The sequence below is a fragment of the Glycomyces rhizosphaerae genome (assembly GCF_042647865.1).
Lineage (GTDB): Bacteria > Actinomycetota > Actinomycetes > Mycobacteriales > Micromonosporaceae > Glycomyces > Glycomyces rhizosphaerae.
Window position 1 is genome coordinate 528196 of the sequence record NZ_JBHRWO010000004.1, and the last position, 19191, is coordinate 547386.

Here is a 19191-nt window from a genome sequence, read left to right on the forward strand (position 1 = left end):
TGAGGCCGAGAGCGAGTAGCAGCGATGTCCGAAGAGGAAGAGTTCGAGCGCACCGAGTACGGGAAGCTGTCCGAGGGCCAGAGCGGCGCGGACTACACGACGGCGCAGAACACCCTGCGCGTCAGCCCCCAGTGCAGCCATGACGAGTGCACCAACGCGACCGAGGACCCGGCCGAGCCGGCCTGGGTGAAGCTCATGTCGGCCGTCCCGACGGCCACCCAGATCGACGGCCTCAAGGCCGCGCGCGAGGGCACGATGATGCTCCCGCCGGGCCAGACCATCAAGAGCATGGTCGCCTCGATCCGGCCGCAGCCCGAGGCGGACTACGCGCTCGACACGATCCGGGACGAGTGGATCGAGTTCCAGGAGCAGTTCGCCTCCATCGCCCCCAAGCTGAAAGAGGGCCTGGCGACGCTCTCGGGCTTCTGGAAGGGCGACGACTTCGACGGCTTCGAGGAGCAGACCGAGACCGTCCTGAAGAACTGCAAGACCGTCAGCGGCGACATCGCGGGCGAGGACGGCAAGGGCGGCGTGGTGAAGCTCTTGGACGACAAGCAGGTCGAGATCTACGACCAGCAGGGCGGCACTTCGTGCGTCTACCCGGCGCCGAAGTTCTACATGCAGGGCACCAGCTGCGGCTCGCATCAGATCCACATTCGACCGCCGTTCTTCAAGAACTGCGAGATCCACAAGAACGACGAGATCGCCAAGGCCGTCGAGCTCGCCGGGTTCGACCCCACGGTGATCGACGAGGTCCAGGAGGGCCGCGAGACCACGTACAACCGGTGGCTCGAGTACGTGAACGCCAACCCCGAGTACGAAGTGGACGGGGTCAAGGGCGAGGAGCTGGCGCGCAAGAAGGCCGACGAGTACGCCGACGAGCGCCTGGTCTCCTTGGGGGCCGAGGGTTCCGAGCAGCTCGAGGAGGAGTCCGCGCGGGTCAACGAAGAGGTGACCGAGCGGCACGCGAACGTCGAGTCCCACGTCCAGGAGATCGCGCCCGACGTGCGCAAGGGCGAGGCGACCACGTTCAACGACGGCGAGACCGACAAGTTCGACCCGCCGGAGCTGGACGCGGGCGACGGGGGCGGCATGCCCGACCTCGACGGTGCGGGCATCGACGACCAGGTGCCTCCGGGGGACCTCAACTCCCTCGGCGGCAACGGCCTCAACGGCGGCTCCGACACGAGCGGTCTCAACAGCGCCGGTCTGAACGGCGGCAACACCCCCGGCGGCATCGGCGGCAGCACCGACCTCAATGGATTGAACGACGAGAACCCGTTCGACTCGGGAACCGACCCTGACGACCTGGCCCGCAACGGCGGCAACCTTCCCGGCGCCTACACCGGCGGCAACGGCCTCGGCCCGAACGGTGAGGGCCTGGGCCCCAACGGCGGCGGCCTCGGCCCGAACGCGGGCGGCCTCCCGCCGACCGACTACCAGGGCGGCGGCGGGCTCGACGGCCTCGACGACGACCCGTGGAACTCGACCCCCGACCCCGACGACGTCTCCGGCGGTCTCGCCAGCGGCGGTCCGACCACCTTGCCTCCCAGCAGCATCGGCGGCACCGGCCTCGGGCCCGGCAGCAGCCACCTGCCGCCGTCGATGATCGGCGGCACCCAGCCCACCGCGCCGCGCGGCATCACCCCGCCGCGGTCCTCCGGTCCGCGCAAACTCGATTCGGGCCGTAGCACGGGCATTCCGGGTTCGAGCGGCACCGGTCCCCGCAAGCTCGACTCGGGCCGCAGCTCCGGCCTCACGGGCAAGGGCCTTGGCGGCAGTGCACCGTCCGGATCCACCCCCCGCGGTGGCGGTGTGGGCTCGGGCCTCGGCGGCTCGTCCGGCGGGCGCGGCCTCGGCGGCGGCGTGGGCGGCGCCGCGGGCGGTGCCGGTGCAGCGGGCGGCCGCGGCGCGGGCGCTGGTGCGGCCGGCGGCATGATGGCCCCCGGCGCCGGCGCGCCTCGCGGCAACAACGACGACAAAGAGTCCGAGCGCCAGTTCTGGATCGCCGAGGACGAGGACGTCTGGGGCGGCGGGCCCGAAGACGAGGAAGCGGACCCGTACGCGTGAACCCCGAGGGCCGGCCCGTCGCGGGCCGGCCCCGACCACTGACCTTCATTCCATCGCAAGAGAGACCGGAGACCGCATGTTCGGTGAGGACAAGATCGCAGAGCAGCTGGCGGCGGCTCGTGCCGAGTTGAGCGCCGCCGCCCAGGCGCAGGCGGTCGCACCGCCCGAGCCGGTGACCGTCGAGAACGAGAAGGGCCGCATCCGCATCACCGTAGGCACGGACGGCCGCCTCCAGGAGCTCATGGTGAGCGCCAGGGCGATCCGCGACGGCTCGGACGACCTCGGCCCTGAGCTGATGCGGCTCGTCAACGAGGCGCTCGACAAGCACCGCGAGCACACCGTCACCGATGAGCCGGTGCCCGACCTGGGTGCCATCAACGAGAAGTTCGCCGAGATGCAGGACCGCTCGCTGCGCAACTTCGCGGCCATGAGCCAGCAGATCTCCGAGACCATGGCCAAGCTCCAGAACCGGGCCGGATAGCCATGGCCGGAGTGGACGTCAGCCACGAGGCGATGCACAAGTCCGCGGGGGACATGGACGCGGTCAAGGACCAGATCCAGGCGCTCATCGACAAGTTCAACGGGAAGGTCGCCGAGTACGCGGACGCGTTCGGCGGCGACGAGATCGGCTCGCTGCTGGGCATCGCGCACGAGGCCTGCACCGGAGCCCTGAACGACTGCTTCGCCAGCAACATCGAAGAGCTCACCCAGTTCGGCCAGAACATCCGGGAGATGGCCGACGACCACCAGGCCGCCGACGACGAGATCGCCAAGGGCTTCGAACAGCTCCTCGGCGAACTCAACCGCTGAATCCCTTGCAGAGGAAGGCGTTACGCATATGGGCATGGATCTACCCCCTGAAGTCGCGGGCCTGCTGAGCGCGATCACCGGCTCCACCTGGCCCGAATCCGACGAGGAGTCGATGTTCCGGTTGGCGGGGGAGTGGACGGCGATGGCCGACGAGCTCGCGCCGCTCATCGAACAGCTCCAGCAGGCGGCGGGCACGGTTCCGGCGAACAACGCGGGCGCGGACGTCGATGCGTTCCAGTCCCGTTGGGACGGCGAGGAGTCGGCCGCGCGCAACCTCGCCGACGCCGGCGACCCGTCCAATGTGATCAACATCGGCCTCACGGTCGGCGCCGGCCTGGTGCTCGCCCTCAAGATCCAGATCATCATCCAGCTCGTGATCCTGGCGATCCAGATCGCGCAGGCCATCGCGTTCGCCGCCGTGACCTTCGGGGCCTCGCTGGCGCAGATCCCGATCTTCAAGAAGATCGTGGGCACCATCATCGACCAGTTGATGGAGATGGCCACCAACCGGATCCTGAATGGCTAAGCGGAAACGCTCCGATTCTGACGGCGACGCCCCGGGCGGGCAGATCGTCTCCGGCGTGCTCCGCAGCGGCAGGACCTTCCGGCAGACCGACGGCCTCAGGGGCGCGGACCGCACCCCCGACCACACCCCGGACGGCACCCCGGGCGACTCGGGTTGGAAGCACCCGGACAACCCGGACATAGCGCTGTCCCGCGAGGACAACGCCGCCGTGGACAAGTTCCTCGACGACGCCCGGGACGCAGAGAAGCGCACCACCCCCTCGATCACGAACGCCATCGACGAGAACGGCGGCAAGCCGCTCGGCCTCGAATACCGTTTGAAGACCGACGACTCGACCAAACTCAAAGTCGCCAACATGCTCGACGAGAACCCCAACCTCGGTGTAGACGGCGCTTTGAAGAAGGTCAACGACTCGGTGCGGTACACCGCCGAATTCGACGAGAAGCGGTACACCGACGGCGTCAAGAACGTGCACGAGTCGCTGAAGAACGACGGCTTCGTACCGGACGGCGAGCGCGGCCGGTTCAACTGGGACAAAGGCCCTGGATACAAGGGCATCAACAGCACTTGGACCGATCCGAAAACCGGGACCCAGTTCGAAGTCCAGTACCATACGCCGGGCAGTTTCGCGGCGAAGCAGGAAACCCACGACCTGTACGACAACATGAAGCTGGTCGAGTACGAGGGTCCCGAGTGGCAGCGGTTGGCCGCCAAGCAGGGCGAGACGTTCGGCGCGGTGAAACTGCCCGACGGCGTCGAGAGTCTGAGGTGGATGGATGGAAAACGTTAAGTACTTCTTCAAGACCGACGCCGAATGGCCCAGGGAGAACCCCGCGGGGATCCTGCGACGCCACAGCGCCGGCGACGAGGTCTACAACTTCCGGCTGCGCCGCTGGACCGCGACCGACTTCTTCGAGAAGCACCGGCTGGGCCACCAGGATTTCGACTTTGTGGAAGTCCCCGAGGAAGAAGCAGAGCAGATGCTTGCGGTGAAACAGCGCGCCCAGGCAGAGCGGGAGCGCAATGGGTAAGAAGAAGAGCAAGGGCTCCAAACTCCTCTCCGGGGTCCTCGACGACGACAAGACCCTCCGGGAGGGCGGCGGCCTCTCCGGCAAGGCGAAGACCCGGCCCGACGGGGGCAGCTCGGAGTTCACGGACAAGGACCGCGAGGCCATCGCGTTCTACTCCGGCCCCGGGTTCCGGCCGCTGAACAAGTACCTGCTGGATCCGGACTCGGTCAAGAACCAGCGGGAGCGGGACAAGTTCGACGCCCAGGCCGCGAAGATCTCCAACGCGCTCGACAAGCTGCCGCCCGACCCCGGGACCACCTACAGGGGCACGAAGAACAAGCCCTTCCTCGACAGGTACCAGCCCGGCGACGTGGTCGACGAGAAGGCGTTCATCAGCAGCTCGAAGGACCGGGCGGAGGCGGAGAAGTTCGCCAGCTGGGACGGCGCCCTCATGGAGATCAAGGGCAAGAACGGGAAGTCCATCGAGGCGGACACCAAGTTCCAGGGCCAGGACGAGGTCGTCTTCGACCGGAACTCCAAGTTCAAGGTGACCGGCCGGGACGATTCGGACGACCTGAAGAAGATCTTCCTGGAAGAGGTCTGACGGGGCCGACCCGACCGCGGCTCAGACCAGGCCCTGCTCGGCGGCGTCGATCCCCAGGAGCGCTTGCAGCGCATCGCAGCCGCTCTCGGTGAGGCGCACGGCCCGGCCCGAGCCGACGCCGCGGGTCCAGCCCCGGTCGAACAGGGCCCGGCACAGGCTCTCGCCGGCCTGGCCGGCGAGATGGGTGCGGCGCTCGGTCCAGTCGAGGCAGGCCCGCGCCACCGGGCGGCGTCGGCCCCAGGCCGTCGTATCGACGCCGAGCGACGCCTCCATCCATCGGCGGCCCTTGTCGCTCAAGGCGAACCCGCTGTCGGTCTCCAGGTGCCCGTGCGCCGCCATGGCGTCGGCGAGCGCGACGCCGAGGCGACCGGCGAGGTGGTCGTAGCAGGTGCGGCCCCTGGCGAGCGCGTTCGAGGCCGCGGCGGACTTCAGGCCCGTGACCGGGGCGGGCACCGGCTGCAGGAGCGCGGCCATGTCCTCGATGAACGCGGCCACGCGCGCATCGGCCAACTCGACGTACCGGTGGCGGCCCTGCCGCCGTTCGGTGAGGACGCCGACCGCGGTCAACCGGTGCAGATGCTCGGTCGCCGTCGAAGCCGCGACTCCCGCGTGCCGCGCCAGTTCCCCTGCGGTCCAGGCCCGCCCGTCGAGCAGCGCCAGGCAGAAGGCCGCCCGCGTCGGATCCCCGAGGGCCCGCGCGAGCTCGGCCAGCCGATCCGCGCCCATTTCGTTCGCCACCCGCACATTGTGCGCCCTCGCCGTTTCGGCGCCCACCGAACCGTTCCGGACCTAGGGTTGCGCTCGTGACAGCGATCAAGCACGAAGCCGTCCAAGTGCTCACCGACCCGGCTTTCATTCCCCCTCCGGCTCAAGACGGCCCTCCCGGCGGCATCCGCTGGCTGCGTGCCCATGTCGCCCGGTTCTCCAGCGGTGCAACGCATCTGCGCAGGCGCCGATTCGCCACCGGATTCCTCGACGACGTCGATCCCGCGCTGCTCAGGAAGCGGGCACGCGACCGCACCGCGGCGCTGCTCGCCGAAGGCGCATCAGACCTCGCCGGGCACGTGCCGGTCGCCGTGCTGGGGGAGGCCCTCGGACTCGCCGACACCGACACGGCCGCCGTACGCCGGATCGCCGCCCACTACAAGCTCGACACCGACGACGCGGATGCCGATGCGGCCGTGGCGATCCTGGTCAAGGCGTTCGGGGGAGCGGCCGACGAACGGACCGCCGCCAGAATCGGGCTGCTCGTCCAGGCCTGCGACGCCACCGCCGGCCTGATCCGCAACGCCACGCTCCGGCACGCGGACACTCCCGAACTGCAGGTCGCGGAGACGCTGCTCGCCGATCCTCCAGTGCGATCGACCGTGCGCGCCTCGATCGCATCCGGGGCCCTCGTTCAGGTCGACCTCACCGCGCTGCCCTTCGGCGCTGGAGTGCATCACTGCCCCGGGATCGACCATGCGCTGGCGATCGCCATCGGCGTCTGCGAGGTGCTGCGCGATGAGTGACTTCCGCGCCGCGCACTACGGCGAGGAGCCGCTGCTGCTGCCGAACGCCTGGGACTTCGCTTCAGCGGCGGCCTTGGCCGCCATGGGGTTCGGATGCGTCGGCACCACGAGCCTCGGCGTGGCCGCCGCGGCCGGATTGCCCGACGCCACCGGGCTCGCCCGCGATGCGACCCTCGCCCTCGCGCGGGTGCTCGCGGTGCTGCCCGTCCAACTCTCGGTCGACATCGAGAGCGGCTTCAGCGAAGCGCCGGAGGAGGTCGCCGAGTTCACCGCGCAGCTCGTCGAACTCGGCATCACCGGGGTCAACATCGAGGACGGCCGGGCCGACGGCGCCCTTGCCGATCCCGGGCACCTGGCCGAGGTGATCGCGGCCGTGAAGGGGCGCTGCCCGGACCTGTTCCTGAACGCCCGCACCGACCCGTACTGGCTCGGACTCGACCGGCCGCTCGAACGCTCGCTGGAGCGCGCCCGGCGGTACCGCGAGGCCGGTGCCGACGGTGTCTTCGTCCCCGGGGCGGTCACCGCCGCCGACATATCGGCTCTTGTGGACGGCATCGACGGTCCGCTCAACATCCTCTTCTCGCCCGCCCACCTGCGTCTCGCGGACCTCGCCGAACTCGGTGTCGCGCGGGTCAGCACCGGATCGCTCCTCTTCCGCGCTTCCCTCGGCGCCGTGACCCGCACGGCCGCGGCGGTGCGCGACGGCGCCCCGGTCCCCGCCGACCTGCCGGCCTACGGCGAGGCCCGGGACCTCATCGAGCGGTACCGCGCGTGAGTCATTCGGGCACGATCTGCGCGACCGCGGCCGTGATGAGCTCCTTCGTGCGCTCGTCGCCGAAGACCTCCGGGAGCGTCAGCCGCTCCACGATGAGCCAGCTCAACGCCAGGTACAGCAGCACCACGGTGTCCGCGTCGCCGGGCATGCCCGCGTCCAGGTGGAAGCGGACGTTCTGCTCGACGTTCTCGCGGATCTGCTCGGTGAGCAGCTTGCTCAGCTCGGGGCGGCGCGTGGCCTCGAGCCGCAGCTCCAGCATCGCCAGGTAGCCCGAGCGGAAAGCGGTGATGCGCTCGAACATCTCGTGCATGAGTTTGTCCACAGAGGCTCGGGTGCGCGGCAGCGCGAGGGCCTCGCCCACCACGTCCGCGCCCGGGTCGAGCCGTTGGAAGACCCGCTGACCCGCTTGCGTCAGTAGGGCATCGCGGCCCGGGAAGTAGTTCGACGCTGTGCCGATCGGCACACCCGCCCGGGTGTCGACGGCGCGGAACGTGAGTCCGCGGGCCCCTTGATCTGCGAGTACTTCGATCGCGGCGTCGATCAGGGCTGTCCGGCGTTCGGGGTTCTGGCGCATTTCCACACTCCTCCGGTTGACACCACTTCATGTGTAGTGGTAAGTTCAAACCACTTCAATCATAGTACTTCAAACGGAGTGAACATGCGCGAACAGCACCGCAATCTCACCTACTACATCGGCGCTTCCATCGACGGCTTCATCGCCGGCCCTGAGGGCGAACTCGACGGCATCCCCGTCGAACCCGAGCTCATCGAGTTCATCAAGACCGAGCTGCCCGAGACGATCCCGAGCCACCTTCGCGAGCCGCTCGGCCTGGGCGACGCACCGAACCAACGCTGGGACACCCTCGTGATGGGCCGGGGCACCTATGAACCGGGCCAGGCAATGGGCATAACGAGCCCTTACGCCCACATGGAGCAGTACGTCTTCACCAGCACGCTCCCGGAGGACACCGACGAGGCGGTGCACTTCGTCAAGGACGACCCCGCCGCCTTCGTGCGGGACCTCAAAGCGCGCGAGGGCCGGGACATCTGGCTCTGCGGCGGCGGCAAGCTCGCCGCCGCGCTGATCGACGAGATCGACACGATGATCATCAAGCGCTACCCCGTCGTCCTCGGCAGCGGCACCCCGCTGTTCGACGGCCCCTACCGGCCGGCCCGCTTCACACTCACCGAGAACCGCACCCTCGGCTCCGGCGACGCGATCCAGTTCTACCGAAAGGCCTAGCCACCTTGCCGAACCGCACCTTGACCTACTACATCGGCACCTCGCTCGACGGTTTCATCGCCGGACCCGGCGGGGAGTTCGACGCCCTCCCGATCCAGCCCGACGTCACGGCGGCGATGAACGAGCTGCATCCCGAGACCGTCCCGACCGCCTACCGCGGCATGGTCGGCCTCGAGGATGCCCCGAACAAGCGCTACGACACCGTGCTCATGGGCAAGGGCACCTACCTGCCGGGGCTCAACGAGGGCAACCCGAGTCCCTACAGCCACCTGAAGCAGTACGTCTTCTCCAGCACTCTGGACCCGGCCCTCGCCGAGGACGTCGACTTCGTGACCGCCGACCCGCTCGAGACCGTGCGGGACCTCAAAGAGCAAGAAGGTCAAGGGATCTGGCTGTGTGGAGGCGGCCTGCTCGCCGGCGCGCTCGTCAGCGAGATAGACGAGATCATCGTCAAGCGCTACACCGTCCTCTTCGGCACCGGCATCCCCATGTTCGCCGGTGCCTACGAACCGGTGCCGTTTACGCTCACGGAGACCCGCACCTTCGACTCGGGAGCGGCGATTCAGACCTACCGGAAGGCATGACCCCATGCGACTCCTCCAACTCCTCGCCCTCCTCGCGTCAGTGCTCAGCGTCGGCCTCATGGCCGGGCTCTTCACCGGGTTCTCCTACGCGGTGATGCCCGGCCTCAAGATCCTCGACGACCGCGCCTGGATCGCGGGGATGCAGCACATCAACAAGGTGATCCTCAACGGCTGGTTCATGACCGCGTTCATGGGCGCGGTGCTCTTCACGGGCGCCGCGCTCGTCCTGAACTGGTTCTCGGGCGACCGCTCGGCGTCCCCGTGGATCGCGCTCGCCTTGATACTGGCCCTGGTCATGTTCATCGGGACGATCGCGGTGAACGTGCCGATGAACGACCGCCTCGAAGCCGCGGGCGACCCGGCCGCCATCAGTGACCCGGCCGCGCTCCGCGCGAGCATCGAGGCCCGCTGGACCGCCTGGAACACGGTCCGCGGCGTGGCCGCGCTGTTCTCGCTCCTCGCACTCGCCTGGGCCCTCGTGGTACACGGCCGCAACTCCTTACCGGCAGAAAAACGGGGCGACCAGCGATGGTCGCCCCGTTTTCGCTTGCGCCGCTTAGCAGCCGATGGTGCCGAAGCCGTCCTTCACCACGTTGACCACGGACGGGCGGGGGAGGGTCCCGTTCGGGCCGTCGGGCCACTGCGAGGCGGGGGTCTCGGCGCTGGCGCCGTCGATCTCGCCCGGGTGCTGCACGGCGACCAGGACGTGGCGGTCCTGGACGACCGGGCCGCAGGTCTCCGCGCCGATCGGCACCGTGAGGAACTGCTTGGTCAGGCCGCGGGTCGAGCCGGTGAGCGAGACGCCGAACAGGCCGTCGTTGTTGCCCAGGGCGTTGCCGTCGGTGGAGATCCACAGGTTGCCCTGCGGGTCGAAGGCCACGTTGTCGGGGCACGAGATCGGGCTGACCTGGTCCTTCGGGTAACCCGAGAAGTACGTGCCCGGGTCCTCGGGGTCGCCGCAGACGAGCAGCAGGATCCAGCCGAAGGTCGTGGCGGTGACGTCGCCGTTCTTCTCCGCGAGCTCGAGGACGTGCCCGTGCTTGTTGGCGCTGCGCGGGTTCGCCTCGTCGGCGGCGGCCTTGCCGGTGGCACCGCGCTGGGAGTTGTTGGTGAGCGCCGCGTAGACCTTGCCGGACTTCGGGTTCACCTCGACGTCCTCGGGTCGGTCCATCTTGGTCGCGCCGACCTTGTCGCCCGCGAGACGCGTGAAGACGTACACCTCTTCGGCGGTCATGCCGTCCACGAAGGACTCGTCACCGCTGGCGAGCTTGATCCACTCGCCGCCGCCGTCGAACGCGCCGTCGGCCGGGAGCGCGCCGGTGCCGTCGATCTCGGCGGCCGGGCTGTCGCCGGTGAACTTCGCGACGTAGAGCGTGCCCTCGTCGAGGAGCGTCCGGTTGTGCTCGCGGACGCTGCGGCTCGTGCCGGTCTTCATCTTGTTCTTGGAGACGAACTTGTACATGTAGTCGAAGCGCTCGTCGTCGCCCATGTACACGACCACGCGGCCGTAGCGGTCCACGCGCGGCCCGGCGCCCTCGTGCTTGAAGCGGCCCAGCGCGGTGCGCTTGCGCGGCGTCCAGTCGGGGTCGTACGGGTCGAGCTCGACGATCCAGCCGAAGCGGTTGGGCTCGTTGGGCTCCTGCAGCACGTCGAAGCGCGGGTCGTACTGCTCCCACTTGCGCTCGCTGGCTTCCCCGGTGAGGCCGTAGCGGGCGAGGCGGGCCTTCGCGGTCGCGTCGGTGACCAGCCCGGCGTTGGCGAAGTACTGGTTGAAGTTCTCCTCGCCGGAGAGGATGGTGCCCCACGGGGTGACGCCGCCGGCGCAGTTGTTCAGCGTGCCGAGCGCAAGGGCGCCTTCGGCATCGGCCGTCGTCTTGAGCAGGTCGCTCCCGGCGGCCGGTCCTGAGAGGACGAACTCGGAGGTGGCGGTGATGCGGCGGTTGAGGTCGTGGCCCACGACCGGGGTGAGGTCGCCGGAGTTACCGTCCTCCTTGAGGACCACGACCGACAGGCCGTGCGAGGCCCAGCCGATCTCGACCTGGTCCCGCGTGGGGGCCGCGGAGTCGTAGCCGTAGTGCATCATCTCTTCGCTGGTGTACTCGTGGTTCGCCACGAGCACCTTGTGGCGGCGCTGGCCGGGCAGGTCGAGCAGGGCCAGGAAGTCGCAGTTGTAGCCGAACTGGCCGACCGCGTCCTCGGGGGTCTGGGCCGTGGGGTCGAATTCGTTCACGCCGTCGAGGATCGGGTCGCCCCAGCGGATCACGACCTGCTGCTCGTAGCCGTCGGGGATGGTGACCGCGTCTTCCTTGTTGGGCTCTACGGCGTCGAACCGGAGGCCCCGGGGGGTCGAGCCCCAGAACGCCGAGGCCTGCGCCTGGTCCTCGGAGGCGTAAGCGGCGCCGCCGAGCGCCCCCGCGGCGCCGGCGCCGGCCGTCGCCACCACGCCGGCCTTGAACAGGGAGCGCCGGGAGACGGCGGAGGCGATGAGGTCGCCCATGTACGGGTTGTCCGAGGTGTTGGGCACCGGGTGGCTGCAGGCGTCGCCGCAGCGGTAGAGGCAGGTGAGCTGCGAGCGGCCTCCGATGTGGTCGGAAAGGAGCGGCAGCTTGCGCTGCTTTGCGGCGTCACGACGATTCATTTGGGACTCCTATGGCAGTACGTCCGGAACCAGGATCGCCGATGCGCGGCTCGGGGTGGCGGATCGGCGCGTTCCGATTCCGGAGGCTATTCGGTACGGGTACCCCGTTCACCAACCATAAGTGAACAAAAGGTGAAGGGCCGCTCTCGGATTGCGCAGCGCCCCGCGTTCGCACGGGCGTTTCGGCAACGGTTTCGGAGCCGGTCCATCAGCGTTCGCGTTTCGCAGCATGGGAACCGTGTACCGGTAAATCGGCGGCGCGGGTAACCTGGCCGAAAACCTTTTCCGTACCGTCCTCTCCGTCACGCCGAAGGAACCGACATGCCCGCTCCGCACCGGACCTCCCTCCCCATCGCCGACGTACAGATCGCGGACGAGTTCTGGTCCCCGCGCCGCGAGACCGTGCGCGCCAGGACCATCCCGCACCAGGAGCGGCGCCTCCGCGAAGGCGGCCAGTTCGACGCGCTGCTCCTCAAGCCCCGCAGCCACGACGACGACGACCGCGAGCGCTTCCCGATCTTCTGGGAATCCGACGTCGCCAAGTGGATCGAGGCCGCCAGCTACGTGCTCGCGAGCGAAGAGGACCCCGCACTCGATGCGGCCGTTGACGAAGCGATCGCCCTGCTCGCCGGAGCGCAGCAGCCGGACGGCTACCTCAACAACTACTTCACCGCCGTCAAACCCGGGAAGCGCTTCACCGACCTGCGCGACGCCCACGAGCTCTACTGCGCCGGCCACCTCATCGAAGCCGGCGTCGCCCACTACGAGGCCACCGGCAAGACCAGCCTGCTCGACATCGTGCGCCGCTACGTCGACCTCATCTGGCTCGAGTTCAGCCCCGGCGGCCCGTGCGAAGGCGGCTACGACGGCCACCAGGAGATCGAGCTCGCCCTCGTGAAGGCCTACCGCGCCACCAGGGAACGCCGCTACCTCGAACTCGCCTTGCTGCTCACCGAGAACCGCGGCAAGGCCCCGTTCTACTTCGACGCCGAGGCCGAACGCCGCGGCGACCCCGGCTACTTCGGCGGCAAGGGCGCGATCGTCCGCAGCAGCCAACGCGACCGCGAATACAACCAGTCCCACGCGCCCGTGCGCGAGCAGACCGCCGCCGTCGGCCACTCCGTGCGCGCCATGTACCAGTACAGCGCGATGGCCGACCTCGCCCTCGAACTCGACGACGCGGGCCTGCGCGAAGCCTGCGAACGGCTCTGGGACGACCTCGTCACCACCAAGCTCTACATCACCGGCGGCATCGGCTCCGATCCCTCGATCGAGGGCTTCGGCAAGCCCTTCGACCTGCCCGACCACACCGGCTACGCCGAGACCTGCGCCGCGATCGGCCTCATGTTCTGGGCCCACCGCATGATGATCCTGACCGGCGAGGCCAAGTACGTCGACGTCCTCGAACGCGCCCTCTACAACGGCGTGCTCTCCGGCGCCTCGGCCGACGGCACCAAATACTTCTACGGCAACCCGCTCGCCAGCGACGGCACCGTCGAACGCAGCGACTGGTTCGACTGCGCCTGCTGCCCGCCCAACCTCGCCCGCCTCCTCGCCTCCCTCGAGCACTACGTCTACGTCGCGGACACCGAAGGCCTCTGGGTCAACCTCTACGTCGCCGGCTCCGCCCGCTTCGCCCACGGCGGCCAGCGCGTCACCGTCACACAGGAGAGCGGCTACCCGTGGGACGGCACGATCGCCTTCACGATCACCGAAGCCCAAGCGCCCCTTGCCATGACGCTCCGCCTGCGCCTGCCCGAATGGGCCACCGGCGCACCGGTGATCAGTGTCGACGGCACCGTCCTCCCCTACACGACCGACAGCGGCTACGCGATCCTCGACCGCACCTGGGCCCTGGGCGACCGCGTGGAACTCACCCTCCCCATGGCCCCGACCCTGGTCCGCGCCGACGCCCGCGTCACCTCCGCCGCCGGCAAGGTCGCGATCCAGCGCGGCCCGATCGTCCACTGCGTCGAAGAGGTCGACAACGCGGCCCCGGTGCCGCACCTGGTGATCGCCCGCAACGGCGACCTGCGCACCGAGCACGCCGACGGACAGGACTCGATCGTCGCCGAAGGCCTGGTTGACAGGCCCGCCGAGGGCGGCCTCTACCGCTCCCTGTCCCCGACCGCCGAGCCGACCGCGATCCGCACGGTCCCGTATTACGCGTGGGCCAACCGCGGCAAGGGCACCATGGCCGTCTGGGTCCGCGAGGCTCCGTGACACGTTCGGCCGCGCCTTGTCGGTGCCCTGTGGCAACCTGGCCGCATGGGATACGACGAGGCGCTGGCCGACCGAGTGCGCGAGATCATGGACAACCGGCCGTACGTGTTCGAGAAGAAGATGTTCGGCGGCCTCTGCTGGCTCGCGCACGGCAACATGGCCTGCGCCGCTTTGGGCGGTGGCAGCATGATGGTGCGCGTCGGCCATGACGACTTCGCCGAGCGGGTCTTGGAACCGGGCGCGGAGCCGATGGTCATGGGCGGGCGCGACTCCAAGTCCTGGATCCGCGTCGACGAGGAGATCTGCGGCTCCGACGAACGCCTCCGCGAGTGGGTCGAACGAGGCCTGGCCTTCGCGGAATCGCTGCCACGCAAGTGAACTGAGGCCCGTTACTTCCCTGGGGAGAGCGGCAGCGGCAGCCGCTTGAGGGTGCCCGCGGTGTAGAGCGCCGCGGGGCGGCCGCCGTCGCGGGTGGTGGTGTCCCCGGTCGGCTGCAGGAAGTCGTCGATGCGGGTGACCTTGCGGTGGAAGTTGCCGGGGTCGAGTTTGGTCTCCCAGACGATCTCGTAGACGCGCCGCAGTTCGGCGACGGTGAACTCGTCGGGGCAGAAGGCGGTCGCGTCGGTCGTGTACTCGAGTTGCCGCTTGGCGTGGGCGATGGCGCGTTCGAGGATCTTGATGTGGTCGAAGGCCAAGGGCTCCTTGAGGGCCCGGTCGGCCGGCATCCACTGTGTCGAGGCGGCGTCGCCGCCCGCCCGCGACTCGCCCGGGTTGGGCACGAGCGCAGCGAAGGCGATGCTGATGACCCGCCGCCGCGGGTCCCGTTCGGGGTCGGAGTAGACGCCGATGCTCTCGAGTCGCGACGCGGACTTCGGGACCCCGGTCTCCTCGAACAGCTCCCGCGCGGCCGCCCGCTCCACGGTCTCGTCGGGCTCGACGAACCCTCCGGGCAGCGCGAGCATGCCCTTGAACGGCGGGTTGGCCCGCCTGATGAGCAGGACCGAGAGCGCGCCGTCCCGGATCGTCAGGATCGCCACGTCGGCCGCCACGAAGCTGTGCGGATTCGTGATGTCGCTCAAGGTAATCCCCTTATTGCCGTCTTGACAATTACTGACGACGCGATATACGCTCGTTCTTGTTGTTCCATGAACAATAACTGATCCGAGCGAGGCTGCCAACGTCGATCCGGCGATACGCAGCCCACGTCACCACCTTGGAGGCGCCATGACCGACCTGCCGACCGCCGTCCTCTGCACGCCGATCGACCTCGAACGACGCGCGGTGCTCGACCTGCTGGCCGGACACGAGTACACCGACCACGAGCTCGACGGCACCCAGTACCGCGAGACCGAGTACGAAGGCCCCAAAGGCGTCTGGAAGCTCGTCCTCGCCATGACCGGCCGCGGCAACGAGCGCGCCGCCGCCTCCGTCGAGCACGCGCTCGCGACCTGGCGCCCGCAGATCCTCATCCTCTGCGGCATCGCCGGCGGCCGCCGCGACGCCCGCGTCGGCGACATCGTGGTCGCCACCAAGGTCTACGGCTACGAGTCCGGCCAGGACACCGACACCGGCCTCCTGCAACGCCCGGAGTCCCTCCCCGCTTCCTATCCGCTGCTGCAACGCGCGCAACTGGTCTCCGAGAACCAGGACTGGGCCGCGAAGCTCGACGGGCCTCTGCCCCGGATCTTCCAGCGCCCCATCGCCTCCGGGGCCAAGGTGATCACCGGCAACCACTCGGCCACCGCCGAACTCCTCGAACAGTCCAGCGGCGACGCCCAAGCCGTCGACACCGAGAGCTTCGGCTTCCTGGCCGCGGCCAACCGCCGCACCGCCGTCGAAGCCACGGTCGTCCGCGGCATCTCCGACCTCATGGGCGACAAGACCAAAGAAGCCGACAAGCTCCGCCAACCCCTGGCCGCCCGCAACGCCGCGGCATTCGCCCTCGCCCTCATCGGCCGCTCCAAGCCCAAACAGGCCGAAATCCGCCGCCTCGCCGGAGGCACGAGCAACACCTACATAGGAGCAATAGGAGAGGGAGCCACCGCCAACATCGGCGCCATGGGAGACCACGCCCGAGTCCGCATGGTCTTCCCCGGCAATCGAAAGGACCTGCGATGACCGACCGGACCAGCGTCGGCGCGCACCGACACAGCCTCGCCACCAAGCACCTGTGCGCCGCCGCCTACCTCGACCGCGGCTTCCGCGACCGAGTCCTCGACGAGGTCTACCACCACCCCGAGCTCGCCGTCGCCCCGAACCCCGGAGCCGACGCCGAACCGGTCCTAGGACACATGCTCCACGCCCGACAGCTCGACGTCATGCAGCAGAGCCTCCTTGCCGCCCTGCTCCTGCTCGCTCTCATAATCCCTGAGATCGACAAGCGCGTCTTCATCATCGGCCTCGTCGTCTGGCTGGGTCTCGGCCTCGTCCTGGTCGCGCTCGAGACGACGCTGAACGCCACCCCGGCGCAGCGCCGCAACCGCGTGGCATCACTGCTCACCGGCCGCAACGCCTTGACCCTCATCATTTTCGGCGTCGCAGTCACCGCCGCGATCGCCTACGTTTCCAGCCTTTCGAACTACGACTGGCTGCAATCGGAAGACGGGACGATATTCGCGGTCTTCTGGCTGCTCTTGCTGAGCGGCTGCGCGATCGGATTCGGCGCCGCGCGTGCTCGCAGGCTCGCGGTGATCGCAGCGGGAACCGAACCGGACTCGACCGGAAGGGTGAAATCGATCGGAAGCGCGCAGCGGTCGACGGTCGTGACCTATGCCGCGAGCCGCCTCCCGTTCGTCGGCTCGGGCCAGAACATCACGACCTGGCAGTTCGCGCTGGTCGTGCGGTCGCGCGAGGAGGGCGGTCCGGATCCGGAGATCGACCCGGTCGACTTGAACCGCCACATCAAGGACCGGGTCGCGACGCTCGGCGAGGCGTCGAAGGGAAGCGAGCGACTGCCGGGCCTCGATCTCTCCGATCGGGTCTACGTATCGGGCCGAGACGTCGACGCGCCGGTACTGAGGCCTTCGCAGCTGCGGGATTCGGGATACGCCTTCAACGACATCGCAGGCGTACAGCGCGACCCGACCACGCCGGTACGGCACTACCTGCGCTGCGAACTGGTCTCCTGGGACGGCGAGCTGGTGACCACCATCTATTGCCACTTCGCGCTGCAAGGCGAGTGCCTGTATGTGGAGTTCTCCAGTTACCTGCTGCCGCCGACTCCCGACCGGTACCACGTCTTCAAGCGCGACGGCGGGCTTCGCGACCACGCACTGTTCTGGGAGGGAGCGCGCTCGAGCGCGATGATGCCCGTCGACTTGGTGCGCAGTCCGTTCGACACGATTGCCAGCGCCTTGCGGGGGATCCGGAACTCGATCCGCAACGGCTTTGGGGGCGATCAGTCGGAGCTTGAGGACTGCGGCGCCCTCGTCGGCGTCCGTGAACTCGGCATCGGGAGCGACCGCCAGAACTACTTCCAGTCCCGCGACTCGGTCAAGTACACCGGGATCTTGGAGCGTCAAATCCTGGCCGGGCTCACCGAATACTTGCGGGAGCACGGCGTAGACACCGCAGAACTGGAGGAGCGGGTCATGGCGATCGTGAACCACGGCGTCATCAACTACGGCGACATGGCCGCCGGTGCAGTCGGCCAGGGCGCGAACGTGACCGCCGGCTCGATCGGCGGCGGAAGCCAGGGCACCGTCAAAGGAGGAAGGCGATGAGCGACAGGATGAGCGACCAGAAGGACGGCTCGGGCGGGTACGTCTTCCGCGGGAATGTCCATACCGGCGCGATCGGGACCGGGGCTTCCGCGACCATCGGGGCCATCGGGGACGGCGCTCGCGGGACCGTCTTCGTCAATCGCCGCCATGCCGAGGAGCGGTTGATGGAGGAGATGCTCGAACTCGTCGTCCAGCTGCGCGAACGACTCGACGAGCACCGCGCGATCGTCGGCGACCGCTACCCCGTCATCAAGGACAACCTCGACGACCTCGAAGAGTCCCTTGAGGAGATGAAGCCGCCCGGGCGCATCCGCAGCAAGCTCAAGGCGATCGAGCAACTGGTGAACCCGTTCTCAATGCTGGTGGATCTCGTAGCCAAACTCCTCGAACTCGCCGACCACCACCAGGGTTGACGGGTTCGACCGGAGGCCGGGGCGCAATCGCCGCCCCGGCCTCCGGCTTTCTGCACGTAAGCGGCCCGACTCTCGAACGACCGCCCTCTCGCGGCGTCGACGCAGTTTGACAGCCAGGCCGGCCCACGAGACGACGATGACGGCGAAGGCGAGCCAGCGGGCCAGGATGGTCTGGTCGGCCGGATAGATGAGGCCCTCGATGTAGGTGTCGATGAACCCGGTCGGCTCCAGCCCTTCTTGGCCCGCGCGCCGGCGCAGATCGTGCTCTATGGGCGTGAGCGGACAGATGAGCCCGAACGTGACGGTCGTGAGCCCGTACAGGGCGAGCGGGGCATGGACGAACCAGACCTTAGGCCACCGCCACGTCAGGAATCCGCCGAACACGACGAACGCCAGGAACAGCAGGTGGAAGGTCATCACGACATCGGCAAGAACTCGGTACGACATGATGCGGCCCGCCTACGGGACGCCTCAATTATCCCTCGCCGGTGCGACCGCCGAGCCGATGCGCGATGCCCGGAAGCGCACGCGGACGGCCCGGGGCGCCTGCCCCGGGCCGTCCTTCGCAGAAGCGGCTTCGAGCCTCAGATGTTCGCCCAGGTGCTGATGTTCCCGGGTCCGTTCCACCACAGTCGCATTTGGTCGCCGGGTACCCGGAAGACCATGGTGTTGCAGCCGCGATCGCTGCCGTCGCTGGTGTCGCCGAGCGGGATGTGGCCGTTGCTCGTCTGTGTCAATACCTGTCCGGTGACCGAGTACCCGTCTCGCTGCGTGTCGCAGACTTTGAACTTGTCGGGCTCGACGTCATAGAAGACCATGTAGCCGAGCTGGCGCCCGTCGATGTCGCTCAGGATGATGGTCTTGTTCGCGGCCTGGGCCGGCACCGCGATGCCGACGACGATCGACGCCATCAGGACGCACACGATCATCGCGCGCTTCATGAGCTTTGTGAGCACTTATGGTCTCCAACTCTGTAGTTGCGACCGTTCTGGGAGCTCATATGGCCCATCGCAAGGCGGAACACCGGCGGGAAAGCGGCGGGGGTCCGGGCTCAGGCGCGCC

The 19191-nt window shown here is 68.6% G+C and carries 22 protein-coding genes and 1 pseudogene; 17 read left to right on the forward strand and 6 right to left on the reverse strand.

Annotation, left to right across the window (positions count from 1 at the left end; all coding sequences use genetic code 11):
- Nucleotides 1-24: 24 nt before the first annotated feature.
- The 7 genes from ACFO8M_RS03235 (at nucleotide 25) to ACFO8M_RS03265 (ending at nucleotide 5020) form a co-directional block, all read left to right on the forward strand.
- Nucleotides 25-2070 carry a hypothetical protein gene (locus tag ACFO8M_RS03235; protein WP_387970401.1) on the forward strand — a complete coding sequence of 682 codons (2046 nt, stop codon included), beginning with the start codon at nucleotides 25-27 and terminating at the stop codon, nucleotides 2068-2070.
- Between the two features lie 76 nt (nucleotides 2071-2146).
- A complete protein-coding gene (locus ACFO8M_RS03240; RefSeq protein WP_387970403.1) occupies nucleotides 2147-2551 on the forward strand; it encodes a hypothetical protein in 405 nt (134 codons plus the stop codon).
- Between the two features lie 2 nt (nucleotides 2552-2553).
- Entirely contained in the window at nucleotides 2554-2880 is a 327-nt protein-coding gene (locus ACFO8M_RS03245; RefSeq protein ID WP_387970406.1) for a WXG100 family type VII secretion target, read from the forward strand.
- 34 nt (nucleotides 2881-2914) lie between these two features.
- Complete coding sequence (locus tag ACFO8M_RS03250) at nucleotides 2915-3406, forward strand: WXG100-like domain-containing protein (RefSeq protein ID WP_387970408.1); 492 nt, start codon at nucleotides 2915-2917, stop codon at nucleotides 3404-3406.
- Nucleotides 3399-4196: a hypothetical protein gene (locus ACFO8M_RS03255; RefSeq protein WP_387970410.1), complete on the forward strand. Its 798-nt coding sequence runs from the start codon at nucleotides 3399-3401 to the stop codon at nucleotides 4194-4196. Before ACFO8M_RS03250 ends, ACFO8M_RS03255 begins: the two co-directional genes overlap by 8 nt.
- A complete protein-coding gene (locus tag ACFO8M_RS03260) occupies nucleotides 4183-4437 on the forward strand; it encodes a hypothetical protein (RefSeq protein WP_387970413.1) in 255 nt (84 codons plus the stop codon). The genes ACFO8M_RS03255 and ACFO8M_RS03260 overlap by 14 nt, the downstream gene beginning before the upstream one ends.
- Entirely contained in the window at nucleotides 4430-5020 is a 591-nt protein-coding gene (locus tag ACFO8M_RS03265) for an ADP-ribosyltransferase (RefSeq protein ID WP_387970416.1), read from the forward strand. The genes ACFO8M_RS03260 and ACFO8M_RS03265 overlap by 8 nt, the downstream gene beginning before the upstream one ends.
- Before the next feature lie 21 nt (nucleotides 5021-5041).
- On the opposite strand, the gene ACFO8M_RS03270 is transcribed toward ACFO8M_RS03265, so the two are convergent.
- On the reverse strand, nucleotides 5042-5746 hold the full coding sequence (locus ACFO8M_RS03270) for an ArsR/SmtB family transcription factor (RefSeq protein ID WP_387971180.1): 705 nt from the start codon (nucleotides 5744-5746) through the stop codon (nucleotides 5042-5044).
- Nucleotides 5747-5823: 77 nt separating this feature from the next.
- Here ACFO8M_RS03270 and ACFO8M_RS03275 point away from each other — a divergent pair, with 77 nt between their 5' ends.
- Nucleotides 5824-6531 carry a hypothetical protein gene (locus tag ACFO8M_RS03275; RefSeq protein WP_387970419.1) on the forward strand — a complete coding sequence of 236 codons (708 nt, stop codon included), beginning with the start codon at nucleotides 5824-5826 and terminating at the stop codon, nucleotides 6529-6531.
- Nucleotides 6524-7306, forward strand: coding sequence for an isocitrate lyase/PEP mutase family protein (locus tag ACFO8M_RS03280; protein WP_387970422.1), 783 nt, complete (start codon nucleotides 6524-6526; stop codon nucleotides 7304-7306). Before ACFO8M_RS03275 ends, ACFO8M_RS03280 begins: the two co-directional genes overlap by 8 nt.
- 1 nt (nucleotide 7307) lies before the next feature.
- Here the strand turns inward: ACFO8M_RS03280 and ACFO8M_RS03285 are convergent, their stop codons facing one another.
- Nucleotides 7308-7880: a TetR/AcrR family transcriptional regulator gene (locus tag ACFO8M_RS03285; protein WP_387970425.1), complete on the reverse strand. Its 573-nt coding sequence runs from the start codon at nucleotides 7878-7880 to the stop codon at nucleotides 7308-7310.
- A gap of 84 nt (nucleotides 7881-7964) precedes the next feature.
- Between ACFO8M_RS03285 and ACFO8M_RS03290 the strand changes: the two genes are divergently transcribed.
- The 3 genes and pseudogenes from ACFO8M_RS03290 to ACFO8M_RS03300 all read left to right on the forward strand — a co-directional run.
- Nucleotides 7965-8549: a dihydrofolate reductase family protein gene (locus tag ACFO8M_RS03290; protein WP_387970427.1), complete on the forward strand. Its 585-nt coding sequence runs from the start codon at nucleotides 7965-7967 to the stop codon at nucleotides 8547-8549.
- A gap of 5 nt (nucleotides 8550-8554) precedes the next feature.
- Complete coding sequence (locus ACFO8M_RS03295) at nucleotides 8555-9133, forward strand: dihydrofolate reductase family protein (protein ID WP_387970430.1); 579 nt, start codon at nucleotides 8555-8557, stop codon at nucleotides 9131-9133.
- Between the two features lie 190 nt (nucleotides 9134-9323).
- Nucleotides 9324-9533 (forward strand): annotated as a pseudogene (locus tag ACFO8M_RS03300) (anthrone oxygenase family protein); the annotation flags it as partial.
- Between the two features lie 156 nt (nucleotides 9534-9689).
- Here the strand turns inward: ACFO8M_RS03300 and ACFO8M_RS03305 are convergent.
- Nucleotides 9690-11771 (reverse strand): PhoX family protein, encoded by a 2082-nt coding sequence (locus ACFO8M_RS03305; RefSeq protein ID WP_387970432.1) that lies wholly within the window; start codon nucleotides 11769-11771, stop codon nucleotides 9690-9692.
- Between the two features lie 321 nt (nucleotides 11772-12092).
- Between ACFO8M_RS03305 and ACFO8M_RS03310 the strand changes: the two genes are divergently transcribed.
- Together ACFO8M_RS03310 and ACFO8M_RS03315 are read left to right on the forward strand one after the other, a co-directional pair.
- On the forward strand, nucleotides 12093-13994 hold the full coding sequence (locus tag ACFO8M_RS03310) for a glycoside hydrolase family 127 protein (RefSeq protein ID WP_387970435.1): 1902 nt from the start codon (nucleotides 12093-12095) through the stop codon (nucleotides 13992-13994).
- Between the two features lie 45 nt (nucleotides 13995-14039).
- Nucleotides 14040-14372, forward strand: coding sequence for a TfoX/Sxy family protein (locus ACFO8M_RS03315; RefSeq protein ID WP_387970438.1), 333 nt, complete (start codon nucleotides 14040-14042; stop codon nucleotides 14370-14372).
- An 11-nt stretch (nucleotides 14373-14383) separates the two neighbouring features.
- Here the strand turns inward: ACFO8M_RS03315 and ACFO8M_RS03320 are convergent, their stop codons facing one another.
- Nucleotides 14384-15079, reverse strand: a complete 696-nt coding sequence (locus tag ACFO8M_RS03320) for an NUDIX hydrolase (RefSeq protein WP_387971183.1) — start codon at nucleotides 15077-15079, stop codon at nucleotides 14384-14386.
- A gap of 139 nt (nucleotides 15080-15218) precedes the next feature.
- On the opposite strand from ACFO8M_RS03320, the gene ACFO8M_RS03325 reads away from it, so the two are divergent.
- From ACFO8M_RS03325 to ACFO8M_RS03335, 3 genes are read left to right on the forward strand one after another with little or no spacing between them, the layout of a single operon-like run.
- The gene (locus ACFO8M_RS03325) at nucleotides 15219-16112 is read left to right on the forward strand and encodes a 5'-methylthioadenosine/S-adenosylhomocysteine nucleosidase family protein (RefSeq protein WP_387970441.1); all 894 of its coding nucleotides are present in this window, start codon (nucleotides 15219-15221) and stop codon (nucleotides 16110-16112) included.
- Nucleotides 16109-17716, forward strand: a complete 1608-nt coding sequence (locus ACFO8M_RS03330) for a hypothetical protein (RefSeq protein ID WP_387970443.1) — start codon at nucleotides 16109-16111, stop codon at nucleotides 17714-17716. The genes ACFO8M_RS03325 and ACFO8M_RS03330 overlap by 4 nt, the downstream gene beginning before the upstream one ends.
- On the forward strand, nucleotides 17713-18129 hold the full coding sequence (locus ACFO8M_RS03335) for a hypothetical protein (protein WP_387970446.1): 417 nt from the start codon (nucleotides 17713-17715) through the stop codon (nucleotides 18127-18129). The genes ACFO8M_RS03330 and ACFO8M_RS03335 overlap by 4 nt, the downstream gene beginning before the upstream one ends.
- Here the strand turns inward: ACFO8M_RS03335 and ACFO8M_RS03340 are convergent.
- Both ACFO8M_RS03340 and ACFO8M_RS03345 read right to left on the reverse strand, forming a co-directional pair.
- Complete coding sequence (locus tag ACFO8M_RS03340) at nucleotides 18070-18576, reverse strand: DUF2784 domain-containing protein (protein WP_387970448.1); 507 nt, start codon at nucleotides 18574-18576, stop codon at nucleotides 18070-18072. The two genes, ACFO8M_RS03335 and ACFO8M_RS03340, sit on opposite strands and share 60 nt — an antisense overlap.
- 137 nt (nucleotides 18577-18713) lie before the next feature.
- On the reverse strand, nucleotides 18714-19085 hold the full coding sequence (locus tag ACFO8M_RS03345) for a hypothetical protein (RefSeq protein ID WP_387970451.1): 372 nt from the start codon (nucleotides 19083-19085) through the stop codon (nucleotides 18714-18716).
- Between the last annotated feature and the right edge of the window lie 106 nt (nucleotides 19086-19191).